Source organism: Actinospineispora acaciae DSM 45401 (assembly GCF_000620785.1).
GTDB lineage: Bacteria > Actinomycetota > Actinomycetes > Mycobacteriales > Pseudonocardiaceae > Pseudonocardia > Pseudonocardia acaciae.
The window spans coordinates 1764782-1780633 of sequence record NZ_JIAI01000001.1; the positions used below are offsets into that span (position 1 = coordinate 1764782).

The window sequence follows — 15852 nt, forward strand, 5'->3', positions numbered from 1 at the left end:
CGCAAATCGCTACGTTAGCGTCCCTGGCATGAAGCAAGGGACTCACTGGCAGGCCTGGAGAAACGACCGATGACGACGCGGGTCGCCGTGGTAACCGGCGCGGGACGAGGGATCGGGCTGGCGACCGTGCGGGCGCTGGTCGCCGACGGGTTCGCCGTCGTCGGCGGCAGCCGCACGGTCACCGACGCGCTGCGGGAGGCGACACCGGACGCGCTGGAGGTCGACCTCGGCACCCCCGACGGACCCGCCCGCCTCGTGCACAGCGCGCTCGACCGGCACGGCGGGATCGACCTGCTCGTCAACAACGTCGCGGGTACCTCGACGCCCGCCGGCGGGTTCCTCCAGCTCGAGGACGACGCCTGGCGCCACACCTTCGACCTGACGTTCATGTCCGCCGTCCGCGCGACCCGGGCGGCGCTGCCGAGCCTGCTGGACCGCCGGGGCGCGGTGATCAACATCAGCTCGGTCAACGCCCGGCTGGCGCACTCCCGGCTGGTCGCCTACTCCGCGACCAAGGCGGCGCTGTCGAACCTCGGCAAGGCGCTCGCCGAGGAGTTCGCCGGCCGGGGGCTGCGGGTGAACACGATCTCTCCCGGCCCGGTGCGCACGGATGTGTGGACGCGCCCGGGTGGGGCCGGCGACGCGCTGGCCCAGCGGGCGGGCGTCGCGCTGGAGGACTACACCGACCAGCTTCCGGCGGTGCTCGGGCTGCCCACCGGCGAGTTCGCCGACCCGGACGAGGTCGCGGCGCTCGTGGTGTTCCTCGCGTCCGGCCAGGTCCCCAACATGAGCGGCTCGGACGTCGTGATCGACGGCGGCATGCTGAGGACGTTCTGAGGCCCGGTCAGGGAGCCTGGCCGGTGCGAACGGCGCGCAGCGCGAGCTGCAGGGCCAGCCGGGTGTCCGGCTGGGTCAGGGAGGTGCCGAGGATCCGTTCGGCCCTGGTGATGCGCTGGCCGACGGTGTTGCGGTGGATGCCGAGCGCGCGGGCGGTCCGCATGGTGGAGCAGGCCGCGTCCAGGTAGGCCTCCAGCGTGGCGAACAGCTCCGGATCGTCGGCGTCGAGCAGTGGGCGCAGCAGCTGGGCGGCGTAGTCGCGGAACGCGGGCGCGGAGTACCAGCCGAGCAGCAGCCGCGACGCGCCCAGATCCTGCACCACCCGGACGGCGAGCGGGTCGCCGGAGGACTCGGCGATGACCGCGGCCTGCCGCGCCTCGGCCAGCGTGCTGGCGATGCCGGGCACGTCGGGTTGCGGGGCGCCGACGCCGGCGGCCACACCCCGACGGCCGCGCCCGTGCAGGGTGCGCAGCGCGTCGCGCAGGCTGACGGCGACGCGGTGGGCGTGGTCGGCGGGCGGCTGCTGGGCGCTGGTGATCCAGGTGGACCAGCCGTCGGCGCGCTCCACCAGCGGGCCGAGGTGCAGCCCGGTGGCGCGCAGCTCGCCGGCCAGCGCCTCGGCCGAGTGGGCGGCCGACGCGGTGTGCTCGCCGGAGAAGCGCAGGTGGATGCCGAGGTGCCAGCCGGTGAGCCGCCACCCGGCCTTGGCGGCCTGCTCGGCGACGGCCGGGGCGACGGCGCCGCCGTGCTCGAGGATCTCGCTGAGCAGCGTGCCGCGCAGCCGGGCGTCGCGCTCGGCGGCCAGCTGCTCGCGGGCCAGCCAGGCGAGCAGGCTGCCGTGCACGGCGGCCAGCGCGTACTCGGCGGTCCGCCGCCACAGCGCGCCGACCCGCTCGCGCTCGGCCACCAGCCAGAGCGTGGTCGCGCCGGCCGGCCCGACGATGGGCAGCACCGCGACGCTCAGCGCGCCCGAGGTGAACGACGTCAGGCCGCGCGCGGACACCAGCTCCGCGACGTCGGTCGCCGGCTCGCGCCCGGCGACGACCACGCCGTGCGCGGTGCACACGCACACCGCCGCGCGCAGGCAGTCGGACAGCGTGTGGAGCAGGTCCTCCAGCGGCCGGTGCAGCGCGCGCCCGAGCCGGTGCACGACGCGGCCGTGCTCGACCGTCGGCGCGGCCACCGCCACCCGCAACTCCACCGCCAGCTCCAACGGCGTCGCGGCCGGCGGGACCAGGACCAGCGGCAGGTTCGTGCGGTTGGCCAGGCGCCGGGTCGCGGCGGGGATCTCGCCGGCGGGCCCGTGCACCAGCACGCCGGCCGCCGCGGCCTCCCGCGCGCGCCGCAGTACCAGGTCCAGCAGGTGCCCGCCGGGCCGGGCGGCCTCCGTGTCGGCGGCGAACAGCACGGCCGCGCCGGGCCGGATGCGCGCGCTGAGCACCGTGTCCGGCTCCACCAGCTCGACCTCGGTCACCAGCCGATCCAGCCCGTCGGCGTCCCCGACCAGGCAAGCGCCGTGCAGCGCGTCGAGCCCCAGCAGGTCGCGCAGCCGGACGCCGTCGGCGTTCACGGCGCGAGCGGGGCCAGGCCGTACCCGGCCAGCCCGAGCGAGGGCCGCCCTGGCCGGTCCTCGCGCAGCGCGGCCGGCGCCGGGATGCACAGCAGCCGCACCCGCTGCTGCGCCATGACCTGCTCGACCCCGACCGGCGCCCAGGTCCGCGCGTCGACCAGCGCCAGGATGTCCGGGGCCAGCGCCACCGGCGCGCCGTCGTCGAACGCGGCCACGTACTCGTTGGCGAAGTCCAGCCGCATCGACCGGCCCGGGTCGTCGGCGTGGCGCAGCGAGACCACCCCGCCGATCCCCTCCGGGTCGCGCCTGCGCAGCACCTCGATGACGGTGCCCTCGAACAGCGCGGTCGCGGCCGTCGGCGGTCCGTCCCCGCGCCCGAGCGCCAGCGCGCGGGTGAGCGAGCCGGCCAGGGTCTGCGCGGCGTAGCTCCGGGCCGGGCCCGCGTGCAGGCACACCGCCGCCCAGGCGCCCATCGCCGGCAGCACCCCCCGGATGATCCGCTCCACGGCGTGGTCGGGCGCGGCGTCCAGGGCCAGCACCGGGCCGCTCGGGTCGCTCAGCCCCACCGGCGCGGCCGGGACGTGACCGACCAGCGCGTTCTGGTCGATGCGGGGATAGGCGCGGCCCATCGCGTCGGCGTCGACCAGCGGCAGCCCGAGCCAGGCGGCGGCGGTCGCGCCCAGCAGCCCGTTGACCCCGCCGATCTCCAGCGTCTGCACCGCGTCGAGCCGGCGCCCGAGCCGGCGCTCCACCGCCCGCACCGCGCGGACGAACTCCGGGCCGGCGGGCGGGCGCTCGCGCATCACGCTGGTCGAGCCCACCGCCCCCACACACGCCACCCAGGCGTCCGGCGGAAGCGAGCCGACGTCCACCACGGGCACCGGTCCGCGCTCGTCCAAAACCCCGGCCAGCAGCGGCTCCGCGATCGCCGTCGGCCCCCCGCCGCCCGAGCCCAGCAGGGCGCAGCCGCGCGCCAACGGACCGACCTCATCGGACGTCAGGAACACGCCCGCGCGACCCGCACCGAGTGGAAGCCGGCTTGAAGCAGAGCGCCTATCGAGCCTCGCCGGCGAGTGACGCGACATACGCAGACGATAAGCCCGTGCGGTTGGCACATTCCAGGCCTTCTTGCGGTGCCACCCGCCCATTGCCGCCGACGACCAGGCCACCTAGCTTTCGTCCAACGGCGGGCGACGCCGCCCTCTCCCCCTCCGGAGGCTCCCGTGAGAACACACGTCGGCGAGCAGCTGCCCGGCCACGACGACTATGCCCTGGAGCGGGTGCCCGACCGCGCCCGGTACTCCTGGTTCTCGGTGGCGACCCAGCGGTTCGGCCAGCTCTCCGCGCTGGCGCAGTTCCTGCTCGGGGCCACCCTCGGGTTCGGCATGTCGTTCTGGGACGCGGTGCTGGCGATCACCATCGGCTCGGTCCTTCTGGAGATCGTCACGATCTTCGTCGGCATCGCCGGCATGCGCGAGGGCCTGTCCACCTCGGTGCTGGCCCGCTGGTGCGGGTTCGGGCGCAAGGGGTCCGCGCTGGTCGGGCTGATCATCGCGGTGTCGCTGATCGGCTGGTTCGGCGTGCAGAACGCGGTGTTCGCCGCGGGCCTGGCCGCGATCGTCGCCGGACCGCCGGTGTGGCTGCTGGCGCTGCTCGGCGGCATCGCGGTGACCGTCATCGTGGTGTTCGGGTTCGGCTCGATGGCCTGGACGGCGTACCTCACGGTGCCGGCGTTCCTGCTGCTCGCCGGCTGGTCGGTGACCACCGAGCTGTCCCGCCACCCGCTGGCCGAGCTGGTCTCCTCGCCCCCGCCGGGCACCCCGATCTCGCTGCCCGCCGGCGCCACGCTGGTGGCCGGCGGGTTCATCGTCGGCGCGGTGATGACCCCGGACATGACCCGGTTCAACCGCTCGGCGGCCGACGTGGTCAAGCAGACGGTGGTCGGGGTGACGCTCGGCGAGTACGTGGTCGGCCTGATCGGCGTGCTGCTCGCGCACGCGGCCCGGACCTCGGACGTCGTCATGATCATCACGACGGCGAGCGGGCTGGTCGGCACGCTGGTGCTGGTCGCGTCCATCCTGAAGATCAACGACTGGAACCTGTACTCCTCCTCGCTCGGGCTGGTGAACGTCATCGACGTGCTGTTCGGCCGCAAGCTCAACCGGGCGGTGGTCACGCTCGCGGTCGGCGTGCTCGGGTCGGTGCTCTCGGCGGTCGGCATCCTGGGCTACTTCGTGCCGATGCTGACCTTCATCGGCATCCTGATGCCCCCGGTGGCCGGGATCATGATCGCGGAGTACTTCGTGGTGCGGGCCTGGCGCGGCGACCTCGCCGAGTCCGCGCGCGCCGCCCGGCTGCCCGCGCAGGCCCCGGACTTCGTGCCCGCCGGCCTGCTCGCCTGGGCCGCCGCCGCGGTCGTCGGCTACACCGTGCAGGCCGGCATCCCGGCGCTGAACTCGCTGGTCGTGGGCTTCGCGGTGTATGCCGTGCTGGGCAAGCTGGGTGTGGTGCGGGTTGGGGGGAGCTGACGTGCACATCGGCATCGACGTGGGCGGCACCAACACCGACGCCGTCCTGATGGACGGCGGCAGCGTGCTGGCCTCGGTGAAGCGTCCCACCACCGGGGACGTCACGGCCGGGATCGTGGCCGCGCTGTCCGCCCTGTCCGAGGAGCACCGCCACCGGCCGGCGGACATCGAGGCGGTGGCCATCGGCACCACCCAGTTCACCAACGCGGTCGTCCAGGCCGCCGGGTTGGCGCCGACCGCCGCGATCCGGCTCGGGCTGCCCGCCTCGGCCGGTGTCCCGCCGCTGACCGCATGGCCCGAGCGGCTGCGGGCGGCCACCGGCAACCACGTGTACCTGTGCCGGGGCGGGCACGAGTTCGACGGCCGGCAGATCGCGCCGCTGGACGAGGACGAGCTGCGCCGGGTGGCCGCCGACCTGGCCGCCAACGGCGTGGGCTCGGCCGCGATCACGTCCATCTTCTCGCCGGTCAACCAGGAGCTGGAGCTGCGCGCGGCGGAGATTCTCACCGACGAGCTGCCCGGGCTGCGGGTGTCGCTGTCGCACGAGATCGGCCGGGTCGGGCTGCTGGAACGGGAGAACGCGACGATCATCAACGCCGCGCTGCTGCCGGTCGCCACCCGGGTCACCGGCGCGTTCACCCGGGCGCTGCTGGATGCCGGGATCGGCGCGCCGCTGTTCCTGTCGCAGAACGACGGCACCCTGATGGACGTCGACCACGTGCGCCGCTACCCGGTGGCCACGTTCGCCGCCGGCCCGACGAACTCGATGCGCGGCGCCGCGCTGCTGTCCGGGCTGTCCGACTGCATAGTCGTCGACGTCGGCGGCACCACCACCGACGTGGGCGCGGTGGTCGGCGGGTTCCCGAGGCCGGCCGGCACCGAGGTGGACATCGGCGGGGTGCGGACCAACTTCCGGATGCCGGACGTGGTGTCGGTGGGCATCGGCGGCGGCAGCCGGGTGGACCTGGGAGCCGAACCGAAAGTCGGGCCGGACAGCGTCGGCTACGCGCTGCACACCGAGGCCATGGTGTTCGGCGGCGACACCCTGACCGCCACCGACGTCGCGGTGGCCGGCCGCCTTGCCGACCTCGGCGACCGGCGGCGCGTGTCCGGCCTGCCCGCCGCCGACGTCCGCCGGTGCCTGGAGCTGGTCGCCCGCCGGGTGGCCACGCTCGCGGACACCATGCGCACCTCGGCAGAGCCGGTGCCGATGGTGCTGGTCGGCGGCGGCAGCGTCCTGCTGCCGGACGAACTGCCCGGCTTCGACAAGGTCGTCAAACCGGAGCGGTTCGCCGTCGCCAACGCGATCGGGGCCGCCATCGCGCAGGTCGGCGGCGAGGTGGACAAGGTGTTCTCCGCCGGCGCCGACGGCCGCGACAAGATCCTGGAGCGGGCCAAGGACGAGGCGATCCAGCGCGCGCTGCTGGCCGGCGCCGCCGAGCACACCATCCGCATCGTCGAGGTCGACGAGCTGCCGATGGCCTACCTGCCGGGCAACGCGGTCCGGGTCCGGGTCAAGGCCGTCGGCGACCTGATCCTGGGAGGACGTTCGTGCTGATCGACGCCGACGACGTCGCCGACATCGCGCGCGGCGCCGCGATCCTGGGCGCGGGCGGCGGCGGGGACCCCTACCTCGGCCGGCTGCTGGCCGAGAACGCGATCGAGCGCCACGGCCCGGTCACCCTGGTCGGGCTCGCGGACGTGCCGGACGACGCGCTGGTGGTGCCCGTCGGCATCATGGGCGCGCCGACGGTGATCGTGGAGAAGCCGCCGGCCGGCCACGAGTTCGGCCACGCGCTGGCCGGCATCGAGTCCGCGCTGGGCCGCCCGGTCACCCACATCGCCTGCCTGGAGGCCGGCGGCCTCAACTCGATGACCCCGCTGATCACCGCCGCCACCGCCGGCCTGCCGCTGATCGACGCGGACGGGATGGGCCGGGCCTTCCCCGAGCTGCAGATGGTGCTGCCCACCCTGGACGGCATCCCGGCCAGCCCGATGGCGATGGCCGACGAGAAGGGCAACCGGGTGGTGCTGGAGACCGTCGACAACCCGTGGTCCGAACGCCTGGCCCGCTCGGCCACCGTGGACATGGGCTGCTCGGCCTGCATCGCGCTGTACCCGATGAGCGGCGTCCAGGCCAGGACCGGCCTCGTACCCGAGACGCTCACGCTCGCCGGCCGCCTCGGCCGGCTGGTCACCGAATGCCGGGCCGAGCACCGGGACGCGGCGGCCGCGATCGCCGAGGAGATGGGCGGGCGGGTGCTGTTCACCGGCAAGGTCGTCGACGTGGCCCGGCGCACCGAGGGCGGCTTCGCCAAGGGAACAGCCCGGCTGGTTGGGTTCGACAGCTCGGAGATGCTGCTCAAGTTCCAGAACGAGCACCTGGTGGCCGAGAGCGACGGCCACGTGCTGGCCTCGGTGCCCGACCTGGTCGCGGTGCTGGACGCCGACACCGGGGAGCCGGTGACCACCGAGGCCATGCGGTACGGCTTCCGCGTCGTGGTGCTCGGCCTGCCCTGCCACCACCGCTGGCGCACCCCGGAAGGGCTGGCGTTGGTCGGCCCCGGCTACTTCGGATACGACCACGAGTACGTCCCGATAGCCCCGCACGGAAAGGGATGACCATGTCCGACTACACGGTTCGGGCCCGGCACACCGGCGCGCTGAGCTTCGAGGTCAGCAACGGCCGCGCCACGCTGGGCACCGAGTGGAACCCGGCGGACGGCTCCTGGCTGGCCACCGAGCTGTTCCTGGCCGGCGTGGGCGCCTGCATGCTGGCCACCCTGGTCGACTACGCCCAGCACAACAACATCGACGTCACCGGCGCCGGCGTGACCGTCTCCGCCGAGAGCGCCACCCGGCCGGTGCGGATGAGCGAGATCAACGTGACCTACGAGCTGCCCGAGGGGCTCAGCCAGGCCCACGTGGACGCGCTCGTCCGCGCCGGTGACCGGTGCAAGGTGCACAACACCATCGCCGCGCACCCGACGTTCTCGGTGTCCGCGACCACGCGCACACCGTGACGCGCTATGCCCCTGAAGGCTGGTCGAGGCGGTGGCGCAGGCCGTCGAGCTCGTCGGTGAGCGGCGCCGGCAGCCTGTCGCCGATGGTGGCGAACCACTGTTCGATGAGCCCGAGCTCCTCGCGCCATTCGGCGGGGTCGACGGCGAGCGCTTCGGTGATGTCGGCCAGGTCGGTGTCCAGGCCGGTCAGGTCGAGGTCGTCGGCGGTGGGCACGTATCCGATCGGAGCTTCTGTCGCGGCGGCCGTGCCTTCGAGTCGCTCGATGATCCACTTGAGCACCCGGGAGTTCTCCCGGAACCCCGGCCACAGGAACCGGCGGTCGCCGCCCCGGCGGAACCAGTTCACGTGGTAGATCCTGGGCAGCTTGCTGGCGTCGGCGTTCTTGCCGAGGTCGAGCCAGTGCGCGAGGTAGTCGCCGGCGTGGTAGCCGATGAACGGCAGCATGGCCATCGGGTCGCGGCGGACCACGCCGACCTTGCCGGTGGCCGCCGCGGTGGTCTCCGAGGACAGGGTGGCGCCGAGGAACACCCCGTGCCGCCAGTCGCGTGACTCGGTGACCAGCGGAACCGTGCTGGCGCGGCGGCCGCCGAACAGGATCGCCGAGATCGGCACCCCGGCCGGGTCGTCCCATTCCGGGGCCACGATCGGGCACTGCTCGATGGGGGTGCAGAACCGCGAGTTGGGGTGCGCCGCCGGCCGGTCCGCATCGGGCGTCCAGTCGCGGCCCGTCCAGTCGGTCAGGTGCGAGGGCGGGTGCTCGGTCATGCCCTCCCACCAGACGTCCCCGTCGTCGGTGAGCGCCACGTTGGTGAACATCGAGTTGCCCTGCTCGACGGTGGCCATGGCGACCGGGTTGGTGCCATAGCCGGTGCCGGGGGCGACACCGAAGAAGCCGAACTCCGGGTTCACCGCGTACAGCCGCCCGTCCGGGCCGAACCGCATCCAGGCGATGTCGTCGCCCAGCGTCTCGGCCTTCCAGCCCGGCAGCGTCGGCTGCAGCATCGCCAGGTTGGTCTTGCCGCACGCGGACGGGAACGCCGCGGCGATGTAGTGCACCCGCCCGGCCGGCGAGGTGAGCTTGAGGATCAGCATGTGCTCGGCCAGCCAGCCCTCGTCGCGGGCCATCACCGAGGCGATGCGCAGCGAGTAGCACTTCTTGCCCAGCAGCGAGTTCCCGCCGTAGCCGGAACCGTAGCTCCAGATCGTGCGCTCCTCCGGGAAGTGGGTGATGTACTTGGTCGGGTTGCACGGCCACGCCACGTCGGCCTGCCCCGGTCGCAGCGGCGCACCGACCGAGTGCAGCGCCCTGACGAACTCCCGCTCGGCTCCGTCCTCGGTGGTGAACCGGTCCAGCGCGGCGGTCCCCATCCTGGTCATGATCCGCATCGAGCACACCACGTACGGCGAGTCGGTGATCTCGATCCCGAGCTTGGGCGCCGGCGCGCTCAGCGGCCCCATGCAGAACGGGATGACGTACATCGTCCGCCCGGCCATCGAGCCCCGGTAGTGCTCGGTCATGAGCACCTTCATGTCCACCGGGTCCATCCAGTTGTTCGTCGGCCCGGCGTCGGCCTCGTCGCGCGAGCAGATGAACGTGCGGTCCTCCACCCGCGCCACGTCGCTCGGGTCCGAGGCCGCCCAGAACGAGTTCGGCTTGCCCGACAGCCGCACCAACGTGCCCGCCCGCACCAACTCGGTGGTCAGCCGTCGCCACTCGTCGTCCGAACCGTCACACCACACCACCCGGTCCGGGGTGGTCAGCGCCGCGACCTCGGCCACCCACTCCACCACACCCCGGTGACTGGTCGGCGCCTCGCTCGGCGTCGTTCGGGTCGTCGTGTCGGTCATTCGGTGTCTCCTCGCGGTGTGCGGGCTGGTTGTGCGGCGCCGGGATGTAGTGCGCGGGTCGCGGCGTCGGCGATGTGGTCGGTCAACTCGCGGCTCGGCCCGGGCGGGCGTTGCTGTTCGGGTGGGGTACCCATCACCAGCGCCCATACGCAGGCATGCCATGCGTCCTGGTGGTCGGCCCCGATCGGCGCCGGTGGCATGGTGGTGAGCGCGCGGAGCAGGCCGGGCAGGACGAGCAGCGGGTCGCGGGCCGGGTCCGGGGTGATCACCACGGGCCCGGTGTGCGCCGCGCACAGGGCCGCGAGAGCGGGAGCTCGGCCGCCGTGACCGGCCAGGAGGTTGATCACGACATCGGCCCCGGCCGCGACGCTCAGCAGCGGGAACGCGGCGGCGTCGTCGGTATTCCAGGTGGTGATGTCGCCGATCCCGTGGGCTACCAGCAGCGGGCACAGCGCCGGCATCGTATTCGCGCCGGCGATCACCACCCGGCTCTGGGCGGGCGGCCGGCCGGCGCGGGTCAGGGTGGTCAGCACCGAGGCGGTCAGCACGATCGCGGTGGCGTCCCGATCGGTGAGCACCGGCGGGGCGGCCGGCGCCTCGGTGGCCGGGTCGGGCGCGGTGTGGGTGAGCACGATCGCGGCGATGCCGGAGTCCCGGTGGCGGAGCCGGGCCAGCGCGTGCGCGACGGCGTCGGCGCGGCGGGTGGAGTCCAGCAGTATCGCGCGGGTGGGCAGGCCGGCCAGCTCGTGGATGAGCGCGGCGTGGCGGCGCAGGGCCGCCTCCAGTGCGTCCGGGCGCTCGGTCCGGTAGGAGGCGCCACCGTCGCCGACCACCGCCACCACCCGGCCGGTCCGCGAGGTCACGATCGGCACCCCGTGACCAGCACCGACGCGGCCCTCGTGCCGACCCGGACAGGCAGGATCGTGCTGAGTTCGCTCATGTCCCGCGGCTCTCCTCCACCCGGGCTCGGCGGACACCACGGCCGGCGAGTCCTTACCAGGGCGATGGATCCATCATCTTCGCAGTTAACAATCTTCGCAAGTTCTGGATCGTGCGAGATAGGACACCTCACGTCCGACCGGCCACAGGTTGTCTCCGGATACGCCCAGACGACGAGCGTCACCCGCCCGGCCGCCCCGAAAGGACGCCCCGGACGGGAAGCTCACGGGCGCCGGCCGCTAGGGCTTCCTGGCAACCGCGCCGAAGGCGTCCACGAACGGCGGGACCGCGCCGACCTCGTGGGCTTCGGGCCGCCACCGCGACACGGGCACCACCCCGGGATCGACCATCTCCATCCCGTCGAACAGTCGGCCGATCTGTTCCGGGCTGCGCGCCACGTACGGCGCGGCGCCGGCCTTCGCCCAGCCTTCCAGCGTCTCGACGTACGCCCTGCTGGTGTTGGTGCCCTCGTAGTTGACCAGGTAGCTGCCCGAGGGCACGGCGTCCATCACCCGGGCGACGATGGAATGCATCTCCTCGTCGTCCACCACGTGCCCGAGCAGCCCCATGAACATCACGGCGACCGGCTGGTTGAAGTTCAACAGGTTGCGGGCGTCGGACACGATCAGGTCCGGGTCGTGGACGTCGGCGTCGATGTAGGCGGTGACGCCCTCCGGGGTGGTGTTGGTGAGCAGCGCGCGGGCGTGGGCGAGCACCACCGGGTCGTTGTCCACGTAGACGACCTTCGACTCGGGCGCGACCGACTGGGCCACCTCGTGGGTGTTCTGCATCGTGGGCAGGCCGGTGCCGATGTCGAGGAACTGGCGGATCCCGGCGTCGCGGGCCAGGAAGCGCACCATCCGGATCAGGAACTGCCTGGCCTGCTTCGCCATCACCACCATCTCGGGATAGCGCTCGACGAACGCCTCACCGGCCGCCCGGTCGGCCGGATAGTGGTCCTTGCCGCCCATGAGGTAGTTCCAGGTCCGCGCCGAGTTCGGCACGTCGAACCGGATCTTTGCGGCCAGCTCGGGGCTGAGGTCCTGGGGGATCTCATCGACCACGGGGAACTCCCTGAATGGGTCCATGGAACCGCCGCGTCGTCGCGGCCGACGCTCAGACTTCCACGAAGCCGGACGCCCGTCGAGCACTCCCGGCGACCAACCGCTCACCCTCGGCCGGCGGCGGTCACCCCGTGGATCTCGGCATGCCGGTCGCGGCGGCGTAGCTGGCGACGATCCGGTCCAGCTCGGCGGGATCGATCACGTCGTCGAGGTGGGCGAAGCCGTCCGGGGCACGCCGCTCCACCTCGTCGATCACGCGTTCCGGGCCGCCGACGCGGTTGCGCAGCACGATGTCGCCGGTGACCGGGCGCCGTTCGTCCTCGTAGGCACGCAGCGCGGCCACCGGGTCCGCCCGCTCGCGCAGGCAGCGGACGAGGCTGACCGCGTCCTGGATGGCCTGGCCCGCGCCGTTGGAGCCCATCGGGTACATCGGGTGCGCGGCGTCGCCGAGCAGCGTGACCCGCCCCTGGGTCCACAGTGGAGCCGGGTCGCGGTCGCACATCGGGTACTCGAAGATCTCCGGGGTGGCGGCGATCAGGGCGGCCACGTCGACCTCGGGGATGCGGAAGCGCGGGATGTGCGGGCCGACCTCGCCCCGGTCGCCCGGGCGGGACCAGTCCTCCCGGCGGGGCGGCGGGTCGCCGGGGCTGCCGGCCTTGACGCACAGCGCCCAGTTCGTCAGGCGGGTGTCGGCGCTCGCCCCCGCCCCGACCGGGTAGAGCACGAGCTTCGCCTCGTTCCCACCGGCGACGATCATGGTTCGTCCGTCCAGGTACGCCGGCCACTCGGTCGCGCCGCGCCACATCAGCACGCCGTTCCACCGGGGCGCGCCCTCGTCGGGCAGCAGGGCCGCGCGCACCGTGGAGTGGATGCCGTCGGCCGCGACCAGGATGTCGCCCTCCCGCTCACCGAGCGGGCGGCCGGACCGGTCCGCGAACATCGCGCCGACCCCCTCGGCGCGCTGGGAGAACCCGGTGAGCCGGTGCCCGGTCCGCACCCCGTCCGCGCCGAGGCGCTCGACGACCGCCCGGTACAGCAGGCCCTGCAACCGCCCTCGGTGGATGGAGAACTGCGGCACCTGGTAGCCGGCCGCGAGCCCGCACGGCTTGCTCAGGATGGTGTGCCCGAGCCGGTGGGCGTAGCGAAGCTCGCGCGTCTCGACCGCGATCTCGCGGAGCGGTTCGAGCAGCCCCAGCTCGGCAAGCGGACCGACCGCGTGCGGCAGCAGGTTGATGCCGACGCCCAGCTCCCGGATCGTCTCGCTTCGCTCGTAGACCTCGCATTCGATCCCGGCCTCGTGCAGATGCAACGCGGTCACCAGCCCGCCGATGCCCGCCCCCACGATGATGACCCTCATGCCGACCTCCCCAATCTGGGGGAACGGTAAAGAGTCACCGGGGGCACCACAACCGCTGCCGGACGACTCGCGGACTACTCCCCCGGGATGACCGGCCATGGCTACGCTGCTGCCTCGTGCCCGAAACGCGCCTGGACACCGCCCGGATTCGGGCGGCTCGCCGAATAATTGACCCGATTTTTCTGGACACCCCGCTGTATCGCTGCGAGGCGCTGGAGCCCGGGCTCGGCTGCGCGGTGAGCGTCAAGCTCGAAACGGCGAACCCGGTCCGCAGCTTCAAGGCCCGGGGCACCGAGGTGGTCGCCGGCCTGCTCGCCGGGAACGGCTCGCGCGCCGCGGTCTGCGCCAGCGCGGGCAACCTCGGCCAGGCCCTCGCGTGGTCGGGGCGCGGCCGGGGCATCGACGTCACGGTGGTGGCGTCCCGCCTCGCGCCGGCGGCCAAGCTTGGTCGCATCCGCGCGCTGGGCGCCACGCTGGAGCTGGTGGACGGCGACATCGAGGATGCCCGCGAGCGGGCGGCGGCCATCGCCGGGCACGACGGCATCCGGCTGGTCGAGGACAGCCTCGACGTCGAGACCTGCGAGGGCGCGGCCACCATCGGCCTGGAGCTGGTCGACACCGTGCCGTCGTTCGACGCCGTGCTGATCGCCCTCGGCGGCGGGGCGCTGGCCACCGGCGTGGGCCATGTCATGAAGGCCCTCGCCCCGTCCGTCGAGGTGATCTGCGTCCAGCCGCTGGGCGCACCGGCGATGACGCGGTCCTGGCGCGAACGGCGCGTCGTGACCACCGACTCGACCGACACCATCGCCGACGGCGTCGCCGGCCGCCACCCGATCCCGGCCGTGCTGGACGACCTCCTCCTGGTCGCCGACGACGCCGTCCTGGTCCGGGAGGCGTCGATCATCGCCGGCATGCGGATGCTCCTGGACCACGCCGGCCTCGTCGTCGAACCGTCGGCCGCGCTCGGCATCGCGGCCGTCCTGGAGGACCGCGACCGCTTCGCCGGCCGGCACGTGGCCACCGTCGTGTGCGGCAGCAACGTCGACGTGGCCGCCTACCACCGCTGGGTCGGCGCGTGACGGCTACCGCGGGTGCACGGCGTAGGTCAGGTGCGTCACCCTCGGCGACGGCTCCGAACGAACCGGCTCCAGCGCGATCCTGGACGCGTCCACGCCCTCGAACAGGCGGGTGCCGGCGCCGAAGAACACCGGGGACAGCGTGATCGAGAACTCGTCGACGAGGCCGGCGTTCAGGTGCTCCAGGATCGTCGCGCCGCCGCCGGCGATGCGGACGTCGCGGTCGCCGGCGGCCTCGCGGGCACGTTTGACGGCGTGCTCGATGCCGTCGTTGACGAAGTGGAACGTGGTGCCGCCGGGCCGCTCCCACGGGTCACGCTCGGTGTGCGTCACGACGAAGACCGGGGTGTGGAAGGGCGCCTCCTCCGGCCAGGCCAGCTCGCCGAGGTCGAACATGCGCTTGCCCATGACGCTCGCGCCGGTGCGCTCGAACGTCTCCCGCGCGATGTCGTTGTCGAGGCCCTCCTCGCCGCCCTCGCCCAGCTTCAGGTTCTCCCGGAAGAACCGCGTCGGGAAGACCCACTGCTGCAGCTCCATCCACTGCGCCATCCAGCGCTCCACGTCCGGGTCGTCCGCGCTGCGCATGGCACGAACGGCGACGGCGTGGGACTCGGGCGCGACGAAGCCGTCCAGCGACATCGACACGCTGAAGAACACCTTGCCGGCCATCAGCCCTCCGCTCCCTTCCGGACGATCTCGGTGACGTAGGCGGCCAGGTTGCTCAGGGTCTGCCGACCGCCCTCGATCGCGTGGTACTTCTCGACCGCCTCGTCGCGCTGTTCCTTGGTGCGGAACACCGTGTGCATCGCGAGCCGGGTCGCCGCGCCGTCCGGCTCGAAGGTCAGGACCGACTCGAAGGCGTTCGCGTCGTCGCGGGACTCGCCGTGCAGCAGCGCGATCCGCTCCGGCGGCGCGATCTCGGTCCAGGAGATCCACTCGGGGTAGTCGGTCCCGTCCGGCCCGTGCATCACGAACTCCCACACCCCGCCCTCGACGAACTCGAAGGATCGCGTTGTGGTGCTGAACCCCTCCGGGCCCCACCACCGCGACAGGTGCCGGACCTCCGTGAACGCCTCGAACACCAGCTCCCTCGGGGCGTCGATGACCCGGGAGATCACGATCTCCCGGTCGGCCGTCGCCGACTCCGCCCGCGTTTCCTGCCCTGCCCCTGCCATTCGGTCAGTCCTCCCGCCGTGTCTGTTTGAGTTCTTGCACGTAGGTGTCCAGCCGGTCGAACGTCTCGTTCCAGTACCGCTCGAACCCGCCGACCCACTCGTGGACCGGCCGCAGCCCCCGGGCGTCCAGGCCGTAGAGGCGCTGCTTGCCCGCCCCTCGGACCCGCACCAGCCCCACCTCCCGGAGCACCCGCAGGTGCTTGGACGCCCTCGGCTGGCTCATCCCCAGCTCCTGGGCCAGGTCGGTCACCGGCCGCTCACCCGCCCGCAGCAGCGCCAGGATGTCCCGCCGCCGAGGCTCGGCGATCGCGTTGAACGCGTCCGACGTCGTCGCTGCTCGTGCCATGGCGTCCATCATATTCCCATATCGGCATGCGTCAAGCCGAACTCTTCCCGCCGGGATGTCGAATCCGAGGCGCTCCCGATCGTCGGTG

15 protein-coding genes are annotated in these 15852 nt (G+C 73.2%); 6 read left to right on the forward strand and 9 right to left on the reverse strand.

All coding sequences use genetic code 11. From position 1 onward, the window contains the following. The first annotated feature begins 69 nt into the window (after window positions 1-69). On the forward strand, window positions 70-837 hold the full coding sequence (locus tag N912_RS0108500) for an SDR family NAD(P)-dependent oxidoreductase (RefSeq protein WP_037063030.1): 768 nt from the start codon (window positions 70-72) through the stop codon (window positions 835-837). Between the two features lie 7 nt (window positions 838-844). Here the strand turns inward: N912_RS0108500 and N912_RS60075 are convergent, their stop codons facing one another. After that, a complete protein-coding gene (locus N912_RS60075; protein ID WP_051579843.1) occupies window positions 845-2407 on the reverse strand; it encodes a helix-turn-helix domain-containing protein in 1563 nt (520 codons plus the stop codon). Then, window positions 2404-3414, reverse strand: coding sequence for a DUF917 domain-containing protein (locus tag N912_RS0108510; protein ID WP_028922111.1), 1011 nt, complete (start codon window positions 3412-3414; stop codon window positions 2404-2406). The genes N912_RS60075 and N912_RS0108510 overlap by 4 nt, the downstream gene beginning before the upstream one ends. A gap of 216 nt (window positions 3415-3630) precedes the next feature. Here N912_RS0108510 and N912_RS0108515 point away from each other — a divergent pair, with 216 nt between their 5' ends. Genes N912_RS0108515 through N912_RS0108530 form a run of 4 tightly spaced genes read left to right on the forward strand, consistent with a single transcriptional unit; the run spans window position 3631 to window position 7958 of the window. Next, a complete protein-coding gene (locus N912_RS0108515; RefSeq protein WP_028922112.1) occupies window positions 3631-4935 on the forward strand; it encodes a purine-cytosine permease family protein in 1305 nt (434 codons plus the stop codon). A 1-nt stretch (window position 4936) separates the two neighbouring features. Continuing rightward, window positions 4937-6493, forward strand: a complete 1557-nt coding sequence (locus N912_RS0108520; protein WP_028922113.1) for a hydantoinase/oxoprolinase N-terminal domain-containing protein — start codon at window positions 4937-4939, stop codon at window positions 6491-6493. Then, on the forward strand, window positions 6487-7557 hold the full coding sequence (locus N912_RS0108525; RefSeq protein ID WP_028922114.1) for an S-methyl thiohydantoin desulfurase family protein: 1071 nt from the start codon (window positions 6487-6489) through the stop codon (window positions 7555-7557). The genes N912_RS0108520 and N912_RS0108525 overlap by 7 nt, the downstream gene beginning before the upstream one ends. 2 nt (window positions 7558-7559) lie before the next feature. Continuing rightward, window positions 7560-7958: an OsmC family protein gene (locus N912_RS0108530; protein ID WP_169747836.1), complete on the forward strand. Its 399-nt coding sequence runs from the start codon at window positions 7560-7562 to the stop codon at window positions 7956-7958. Window positions 7959-7962: 4 nt separating this feature from the next. Here the strand turns inward: N912_RS0108530 and N912_RS0108535 are convergent, their stop codons facing one another. From N912_RS0108535 to N912_RS0108550, 4 genes are all read right to left on the reverse strand, one after another. Further along, window positions 7963-9807, reverse strand: a complete 1845-nt coding sequence (locus N912_RS0108535) for a phosphoenolpyruvate carboxykinase (GTP) (protein ID WP_028922116.1) — start codon at window positions 9805-9807, stop codon at window positions 7963-7965. Continuing rightward, window positions 9804-10670: a hypothetical protein gene (locus N912_RS0108540; protein ID WP_156993275.1), complete on the reverse strand. Its 867-nt coding sequence runs from the start codon at window positions 10668-10670 to the stop codon at window positions 9804-9806. Before N912_RS0108540 ends, N912_RS0108535 begins: the two co-directional genes overlap by 4 nt. 315 nt (window positions 10671-10985) lie before the next feature. Beyond that, window positions 10986-11810, reverse strand: a complete 825-nt coding sequence (locus N912_RS0108545) for an SAM-dependent methyltransferase (RefSeq protein WP_037063840.1) — start codon at window positions 11808-11810, stop codon at window positions 10986-10988. A gap of 124 nt (window positions 11811-11934) precedes the next feature. After that, window positions 11935-13167, reverse strand: coding sequence for a flavin-dependent oxidoreductase (locus tag N912_RS0108550; protein ID WP_028922119.1), 1233 nt, complete (start codon window positions 13165-13167; stop codon window positions 11935-11937). A gap of 116 nt (window positions 13168-13283) precedes the next feature. On the opposite strand from N912_RS0108550, the gene N912_RS0108555 reads away from it, so the two are divergent. After that, window positions 13284-14246 (forward strand): threonine ammonia-lyase, encoded by a 963-nt coding sequence (locus N912_RS0108555; RefSeq protein WP_028922120.1) that lies wholly within the window; start codon window positions 13284-13286, stop codon window positions 14244-14246. A gap of 3 nt (window positions 14247-14249) precedes the next feature. Here the strand turns inward: N912_RS0108555 and N912_RS0108560 are convergent, their stop codons facing one another. From N912_RS0108560 to N912_RS0108570, 3 genes are read right to left on the reverse strand one after another with little or no spacing between them, the layout of a single operon-like run. Next, window positions 14250-14912, reverse strand: coding sequence for a dihydrofolate reductase family protein (locus N912_RS0108560; RefSeq protein ID WP_028922121.1), 663 nt, complete (start codon window positions 14910-14912; stop codon window positions 14250-14252). Continuing rightward, on the reverse strand, window positions 14912-15418 hold the full coding sequence (locus tag N912_RS0108565) for an SRPBCC family protein (RefSeq protein WP_028922122.1): 507 nt from the start codon (window positions 15416-15418) through the stop codon (window positions 14912-14914). The genes N912_RS0108560 and N912_RS0108565 overlap by 1 nt, the downstream gene beginning before the upstream one ends. A gap of 4 nt (window positions 15419-15422) precedes the next feature. Continuing rightward, window positions 15423-15764: an ArsR/SmtB family transcription factor gene (locus N912_RS0108570; RefSeq protein WP_028922123.1), complete on the reverse strand. Its 342-nt coding sequence runs from the start codon at window positions 15762-15764 to the stop codon at window positions 15423-15425. Between the last annotated feature and the right edge of the window lie 88 nt (window positions 15765-15852).

What these genes read in the sequence shown, in the direction of transcription:
- N912_RS0108500 (WP_037063030.1), top strand. Translation starts at nt 70, where the DNA reads ATGACGACGCGGGTCGCCGTGGTAACCGGCGCGGGACGAGGGATCGGG.
- N912_RS0108530 (WP_169747836.1), top strand. Translation starts at nt 7,560, where the DNA reads ATGTCCGACTACACGGTTCGGGCCCGGCACACCGGCGCGCTGAGCTTC.
- N912_RS0108535 (WP_028922116.1), bottom strand. Translation starts at nt 9,807, where the DNA reads ATGACCGACACGACGACCCGAACGACGCCGAGCGAGGCGCCGACCAGT.
- N912_RS0108550 (WP_028922119.1), bottom strand. Translation starts at nt 13,167, where the DNA reads ATGAGGGTCATCATCGTGGGGGCGGGCATCGGCGGGCTGGTGACCGCG.
- N912_RS0108560 (WP_028922121.1), bottom strand. Translation starts at nt 14,912, where the DNA reads ATGGCCGGCAAGGTGTTCTTCAGCGTGTCGATGTCGCTGGACGGCTTC.
- N912_RS0108565 (WP_028922122.1), bottom strand. Translation starts at nt 15,418, where the DNA reads ATGGCAGGGGCAGGGCAGGAAACGCGGGCGGAGTCGGCGACGGCCGAC.
- N912_RS0108570 (WP_028922123.1), bottom strand. Translation starts at nt 15,764, where the DNA reads ATGGCACGAGCAGCGACGACGTCGGACGCGTTCAACGCGATCGCCGAG.